This is a genomic window from Arthrobacter sp. HMWF013 (genome assembly GCF_003061105.1).
Lineage (GTDB): Bacteria > Actinomycetota > Actinomycetes > Actinomycetales > Micrococcaceae > Arthrobacter.
In genome coordinates this window covers 1-6,714 of the sequence record NZ_QAIQ01000255.1, presented here as the reverse complement: position 1 = coordinate 6,714, position 6,714 = coordinate 1, and the positions used below count along the sequence as shown (strand labels likewise).

At 65.6% G+C, this 6,714-nt stretch carries 7 protein-coding genes; 6 read left to right on the top strand and 1 reads right to left on the bottom strand.

Annotated elements, in window-relative coordinates; genetic code table 11:
- The 4 genes from DBR22_RS10305 to DBR22_RS10290 all read left to right on the top strand — a co-directional run.
- Nucleotides 1–192, top strand: a 192-nt coding sequence (locus DBR22_RS10305; RefSeq protein ID WP_146187466.1) for a DUF3499 family protein, incomplete at its 5' end; no start/stop codon positions are given.
- A gap of 79 nt (nucleotides 193–271) precedes the next feature.
- Complete coding sequence (locus tag DBR22_RS10300; protein ID WP_108598941.1) at nucleotides 272–499, top strand: Trm112 family protein; 228 nt, start codon at nucleotides 272–274, stop codon at nucleotides 497–499.
- Between the two features lie 130 nt (nucleotides 500–629).
- Entirely contained in the window at nucleotides 630–2,117 is a 1,488-nt protein-coding gene (gene ahcY / locus DBR22_RS10295) for an adenosylhomocysteinase (RefSeq protein WP_108598940.1), read from the top strand.
- 63 nt (nucleotides 2,118–2,180) lie between these two features.
- Nucleotides 2,181–3,419 (top strand): L,D-transpeptidase, encoded by a 1,239-nt coding sequence (locus tag DBR22_RS10290; RefSeq protein ID WP_108598939.1) that lies wholly within the window; start codon nucleotides 2,181–2,183, stop codon nucleotides 3,417–3,419.
- A gap of 33 nt (nucleotides 3,420–3,452) precedes the next feature.
- Here the strand turns inward: DBR22_RS10290 and DBR22_RS10285 are convergent, their stop codons facing one another.
- Nucleotides 3,453–4,253, bottom strand: coding sequence for an RDD family protein (locus DBR22_RS10285; protein WP_108598938.1), 801 nt, complete (start codon nucleotides 4,251–4,253; stop codon nucleotides 3,453–3,455).
- An 80-nt stretch (nucleotides 4,254–4,333) separates the two neighbouring features.
- Between DBR22_RS10285 and DBR22_RS10280 the strand changes: the two genes are divergently transcribed.
- Entirely contained in the window at nucleotides 4,334–5,326 is a 993-nt protein-coding gene (locus tag DBR22_RS10280; RefSeq protein ID WP_181365122.1) for a stage II sporulation protein M, read from the top strand.
- 123 nt (nucleotides 5,327–5,449) lie between these two features.
- The coding region (locus DBR22_RS10275) for a TIGR01906 family membrane protein (protein WP_258229133.1) at nucleotides 5,450–6,714 on the top strand (1,265 nt) is incomplete at its 3' end.

Genomic DNA, 6,714 nt, shown 5'->3' with positions numbered 1-6,714 from the left:
CCCACGAGCCCGCAGCAGCCCGGTCCGGACGACCTCCTGGCGCTGGCAAACGCGGTCCGTGAAGCAGCAGCGCTGCCACCGAAGTCCCAGTCCACCCAGACCCAGCGTCCATCACATTCGGCGCTGGAGGCACCGGCCGGCACAGAAGGCACCCGGCGGGGGCATCTGCGCGTGCTGCGCGAACCTTCCTGACACCCATCTGGCGGTAGGCTGGAATCTGCTAATCAGTCAGCCACCGGCGCGAACGCGCCCCTTTCGGGAGCATCAACCCATGCCAAAGATCAGTCCTGAACTGTTGTCCGTCCTGCGGTGCCCTGTCACCGGATCACACCTGATCCAGGAGGACGACGAGCTCGTCTCGACGGCGGCAGGGGACACCGGCGTGAAGCTGCGCTACCCGATCGAGGACGGCATCCCGCTGCTGCTGCCACCCGAGCTTCGCCTCGCTGCGACTGCTGCGGGCTCGGACCAGCACGACTCCCGGCCGAGTGAAGCCTGAACCGTTCCACCACCCCACACAGACAAGCACCCCTCGCCCGCGTCCTCCCCACAGACGCAGCCCGACAGACGCAAGAACCCCGCGGCCGCCTCATCGCCGTCGCCGCGACCGGACAGAGCAAAGGAATCCCATGACACTTGACTACAAGGTTGCCGATATCTCGCTGGCAGAGGCCGGCCGGCACCAGATCCGCCTCGCCGAGCACGAGATGCCCGGGCTGATGTCGCTCCGCGACGAATTCGGACCTACACAGCCGTTGAAGGGTGCCCGGATTGCCGGTTCCCTGCACATGACTGTCCAGACCGCCGTCCTGATCGAAACCCTCACGGCGCTCGGTGCCGAGGTCCGCTGGGCCTCCTGCAACATCTTCTCCACCCAGGACGAAGCCGCAGCAGCAGTTGTTGTCGGCCAGGGGACCGTTGAGGATCCGCAGGGAGTTCCCGTGTTCGCCTGGAAGGGTGAAACCCTCGAGGAATACTGGTGGACGGCCCAGCAGATCCTCGTCTGGCCCGGAGCGGACACGGACCCGGACCTGGGCCCGAACATGATCCTGGACGACGGCGGCGATGCCACCATGCTGGTCCACAAGGGCGTTGAGTTCGAGGCCCTGGGTGCTGTGCCGTCAGCAGCCGACGACGAGTCCGAGGAAGGCCGGATCTTCCTTGACGTGCTCCGTGCGTCCCTGCAGGAGGATCCAAAGCGCTGGACCCGGATCGGTTCCGGCCTCCGCGGTGTCACTGAGGAAACCACCACCGGCGTGCACCGCCTCTACCAGCTGGCAGAACAGGGCAAGCTGCTCTTCCCGGCCATCAACGTCAATGATTCGGTCACCAAGAGCAAATTCGACAACAAATACGGCATCCGCCACTCGCTGCCGGACGGCATCAACCGCGCCACCGACGTCCTGATGGGCGGCAAGGTCGCCGTCGTCTGTGGCTATGGCGACGTCGGCAAGGGAGCCGCAGAAGCCTTCCGCGGCCAGGGCTCGCGGGTCATCGTCACCGAAATCGACCCCATCTGCGCCCTCCAGGCAGCCATGGACGGTTACCAGGTGGCAAAGCTGGAGTCCGTTCTCAGCGAAGGCCATATCTTCATCACCACCACGGGCAACAAGGATGTCATCCTTGCCGAGCACATGGCCGGGATGCGTGACAAGGCCATTGTGGGCAACATCGGCCACTTCGACAACGAGATCGACATGGCCGGACTGGCCAGGATCCCCGGCATCCGGAAGGTGGAGATTAAACCCCAGGTCCACGAATGGGTGTTCGAAGCGGACGCCGCCACAGGACAGGGCAGCCGCTCCATCATCGTCCTTTCGGAAGGGCGCCTGCTGAACCTGGGCAACGCCACCGGCCACCCCTCCTTCGTCATGAGCAACTCGTTCGCCAACCAGACAATCGCCCAGATCGAGCTGTGGACCAAGCGGGACCAGCCTGAGGGCGAACGTGAATACGACAACCAGGTGTACGTCCTGCCCAAGATCCTCGATGAGAAGGTTGCGCGGCTCCACCTCGACGCCCTCGACGTCGAGCTCACCGAACTGTCCAAGGACCAGGCTGAATACCTGGGCCTTGACGTCGCGGGCCCGTACAAGCCTGAGCACTATCGTTACTGACGTGTGACGCCCCGGGTGCTGACCGCACCCGGGTTTGTGACGTCCAAGCATTAAGATCGGACCATGGAGCCTGACTTAAAGCCGCGCCGCCGGGGGACCGCCAAGAAGATTCTGGTGGTGGCGGTCCTTTGCGTCCTTGCTGCCACCGGCGGCGTTTTCGCAGCCGTGGCTCCGGGTTTTGCGGGAGCCGGCCTTGAATCGGAGGCCGGCTCCGCCGTCCGGTCCGCCCCGGGAGTGGCCTCGCCCGTCGTCGCGCCCGTGAAGGTGGACGCCGTCCCCGCCGAGGGTGCCAAACAGGTGAACCCGGCTGCACCGGTATCACTGAAGGTGGCCAACGGCAGGATCGAAAGCGTCACGCTGACCAGTACCTCCGGCGAAGCAGTCCAGGGAACTTTCGCCACCGACGGCAGCGGCTGGTCCGCAGCAGGCCCGCTGAAGTTCAATACCGAGTACAGCTACACCTACGTGGTCACGGACGGGGCGGGACGCGAGACCAGCACCACGCACTCGTTCAATACCGTCTCCAGCACGCACGAGGCCGACGCCGCGATCTATCCGCTGGACGGTATGAAGGTAGGCGTGGGCCAACCCCTCCAGATCATCTTCAGCGAACCGGTGGTGAACCGGGATGCCGTGGAGAAGGCCATCAAGGTCACCTCCAGCGCCGGCCAGGCCGGGGCCTTCCACTGGTTCAGTGACACGATGGTCCGTTACCGTGCGGAGGGTTTCTGGGTGGCCAACTCCACCGTCACCATGGACATGCAGCTCTTTGGAGTGGATCTTGGCAACGGCCAGATCGCCAACTTCAACAAGAAGGTCAACGTGAACTTCGGCGACAAGAAAGTAGCCATCGCCGACGCCGCCGCCCACACGTTCACCCTCAGCGTCAACGACCAGGTGGTCAAGACCCTCCCGGTCAGCATGGGCGATGAACGCTTCCCTTCAGCCCGCGGCTACGCCGTGCTGATGGAAAAGAACCGCTATGACCACTTCCGGGCCGCCAGCATCGGCCTCAAGCCCGGCGACCCCGCCTACTACGGCGAAGTGGACGTTGAGTACGCCATCCGGCTCACCCTGAGCGGGGCCTACATCCACCAGGCGCTGGAATCCGCCTACCCGTACATCGGCAACAAGAACGTCTCCCATGGCTGCATCGGTTTCGCTCCCGACGGCGCCGCCTGGGTGTTCGACAACATGACCACCGGGGATGTTGTCCAGATCATCAACACCGAGGGCGACTACGCCGCCCTTGACGACGGCTACGGGGACTGGAACATTCCCTGGGCCGAGTACGACAACTAGCGAACCGTTGCCCTACCCATCCATGCCCGTCGGCTAAGAACTGAAGGGCAAGCGGTCCAGCCGCTCTGCTGTGGCGGTACTGCGGCGCCGGGCCTGCCGTAATTGCGCCAGCTCGCGGTTGCGGCGTTCGGCAATAACAGCCGCCAGGTAATGCTCGGGGATAGTACCAGGCGGAGGGGGAGGGGCCACCTGCCCCGACAGTTCGGTGGCGATGGCCTGGGCCATCCCGGCGGCCGAAAGGGGTGACATCCGCCCGGCCTGCCGGATGAACCGGGCAGCCTGCCTTGCCGTCGCATCGGGGATCCGGCCGATGTCCGCCGCTCCGGCCCAGGCGCGCAGATGCGGCGGAACCTCGACGCGGACAGCGGCCTCAACAGGCACCCTGCGCCGGAGGGCGTACGTGCCTGCGAGGATATCTCCCAGCCGTTTGGACCGGCTGTTGAAGAGTGCGACGGCGATGGCCAGGCCGCCCAGGGTCAGGTAGATTTCCAGGAATCCCGTCAGCCCTCGGATGACAGCGTGACGGAACCGGATGGCGCCGCCGTCGTCCCTGACCACGCGCAGGCCCACAGCCAGCTTTCCGAGGGAGAGGCCCCGGGTGAGGGTCTCCACGGCCACGGGGAGAATCACAAAGCAGAAAACAATGCTGACCAGCAGCAGCATCCGGAACGCCGCCTCGTCGAGGTCCTGGGCAGCGGCGGTGACGCCGAAGAGGATCAGGACCAAAAGGACCACGTTGAAGAGCACATCGAGCAACAGCCCCAGTGCCCGGGCGGCGAATGACGCGGGGCGGAGTTCCAGGACAACGGCCTCGCCTGTGATTATTGAACTCAAGCCGGTTCCCCTTCCCGTCACCATTCCTGCGGTCAACCAACCTCCGGACGCTCACAGTCTAAGGCGGCTAGGCTGAAGCCGTGGATATGGATGCCTTCTCCGCCGTCAACGGAGACAAATGGTCGAGGCTGCACGAACTTGCGCACAAGCGGCGGCTCAGCGGGGAGGAAGCCGACGAACTGCTCAGGCTCTACCAGGCCACCTCCGCACATCTGTCCTTCATCCGGTCCGTGGCCCCGGAGGGCGGACTGTCCGCGTCCCTCTCCGCCACCCTGGTCCAGGCCCGGACCCGCTTCACCGGGGCGCGCTCAAACTTCATGACGGACCTGGCACGTTTCTTCGTGGCCGCCCTGCCCGCAGCCCTGTACCGGCTGAGGTGGCTCACCGTTGCCTGCGGGGCCGCGTTCATCGTGGTCAGTGCCGCCTACGCGGTGTGGATCGGGACGTCGCCGGAGGCCTTGCGGGCGGTGGCCTCAGAATCCGCGGTCAGGCAGTACGTCGAGGAGGATTTCATCGACTACTACTCGGAAAACCCGGCTGCGTCCTTTGCCGGCGCCGTTTGGACAAATAACGCGTGGATCAGTGCGCAGGCGGTGGCCCTCGGCATCACCGGAATCTGGGTGCCGATGATCCTGTTCTCCAACGCGCAGGCAGTAGGGATCGCCGCAGGCATCTTTGCCGCCGTCGGCAAGCAGGATGTCTTCTTCAGCTACATCCTTCCCCACGGACTGATGGAATTGACGGCCGTCTTCATTGCCGGCGCCGCGGGGCTGAGGATCTTCTGGGCCATGGTCTCGCCCGGTCCCCGGACCCGGGGACGCGCAGTGGCCGACGAAGGCAGGTCCCTGATCACCGTCGCCCTTGGCCTGGTGCTGGTGCTGTTCATCTCGGGCCTGGTGGAGGGTTTTGTGACGCCCAGCCCGTTGCCGGTGTGGGCCAAGATCAGTATTGGCGCCGCTGTCCTGGCCGCGTACTGGATCTACGTGCTGGTATGGGGCCGGCGCGCCTATGATGCCGGTGAGCGCGGCGACCTGGGGGCGGGCGACGCCGGCTACTCCGAAATCGCCGCCTGATTCGCGCGCGTCCGGGGTGGCACCTCGCCGTTGCAGAGGAGCGGACGGTAGGCTCAACAACAGATACATGGCGCTGCCCGGACCAGAGCCGGCAGCGCGAACCCCAACGGAAGTGACGCTGCTGTGAACGACAACCCGCCGACCCCTGCCAAACGCTCGGAGCCGCAGCCGGATCCGGACCTGGATGCGTCGAAAGACTCGGATGAGCCCGCGTTTGCCTGGATGACAGGCTCCGGCTCCAGTGGCACTGATGAGTCCAGCACCGGCGGCGTCCGCGCCGGGCAAGCATCCGGGCAGCCCGAAAGCCGCGCCGACCGCAAGGCGGCGGAGGCCGCCGTCGAACCTTCTGCGGCTTCTTCTGCAGCGGAGCCCTCCGCCGCCGGAGCCCACCACACCGAAACCGCCGCCGTCGCATCCCCCGCTGCGGCAACCGCCGCCAAGGATGCCGGCCGCGAAACCCCGGGCCGCCAGACCCCAAGCGGAACCCTCAGCCGCGAAACCCCGGGCCACAACGCCTCCCACATGGGCGCGTCCCCTTCGGGCGCTGCCCATAAGGACGGCGGCCTGTTCAGCGAACCGCATCCAACGTCAGCACTGCAGGTCCGTCCTCCGCAGGAGGAAGTGGAGCGGCGCAACGCCGAGCGTGAAAGTGCCGCCAACGCCAAGCCGGTGCCGCCGCGGATCTGGCAGGTCCTGCTGGCCATTTTCTACCCCGTGATCCTCCTGGTTCTGGCCGTCCGGGCAGTGACCAGTCCTCTGTTCCTCTGGGTGGAATACAACAGGCCCGGTTTTCCCGGAGATGGCTACGGCTTCAGCACCGATGACAGGATGACCTACGGTTCCTACACCGTTGACTACCTCAGTAACTGGGCGGGTCCGCGCTATCTCGGGGACCTGGTCAACCGCAGCGGCGGGGACCTGTTCAAAGACGGCGAAGTCAGCCACATGGCAGACGTGAAGCTTGTCATCCTCTCCGCCTTCGGGGCAGGCCTGCTTCTGATCGTGCTCAGCCTCGTGGGCATCGCCTACCTGAGGCGGCGCAGCACCGGGGGAGTGCGCAGGGGACTTTTTGCAGGCTCCATCGTCGGGTTGGTCATCATCCTGGGGCTCGGGGCGCTGGCAGTTCTCGGCTGGCAGCAGTTCTTCACCGAGTTCCACCGGATCTTCTTTGCCAGCGGCACCTGGACGTTCGCCCTTGAAGACACCCTCATCAGGCTCTTCCCGGGGCAGTTCTGGATCGACGCCGGAATCGTTATTGCCGGGCTCGTGTTCCTGGCGTCACTGGTGACCCTCATTCTCACCTGGCCCACGCGGCGGCGCCGGGGAATGGTGCGGGATGACCAGGACGCCAACGACGAGCAGGTTGGCGCCGCCGCGTGGGCCAGGTG

Bases quoted from the DNA above. Each gene is read 5' to 3' on its own strand.
- DBR22_RS10300 (WP_108598941.1), top strand. From the start codon at position 272: ATGCCAAAGATCAGTCCTGAACTGTTGTCCGTCCTGCGGTGCCCTGTC.
- ahcY (WP_108598940.1), top strand. From the start codon at position 630: ATGACACTTGACTACAAGGTTGCCGATATCTCGCTGGCAGAGGCCGGC.
- DBR22_RS10290 (WP_108598939.1), top strand. From the start codon at position 2,181: ATGGAGCCTGACTTAAAGCCGCGCCGCCGGGGGACCGCCAAGAAGATT.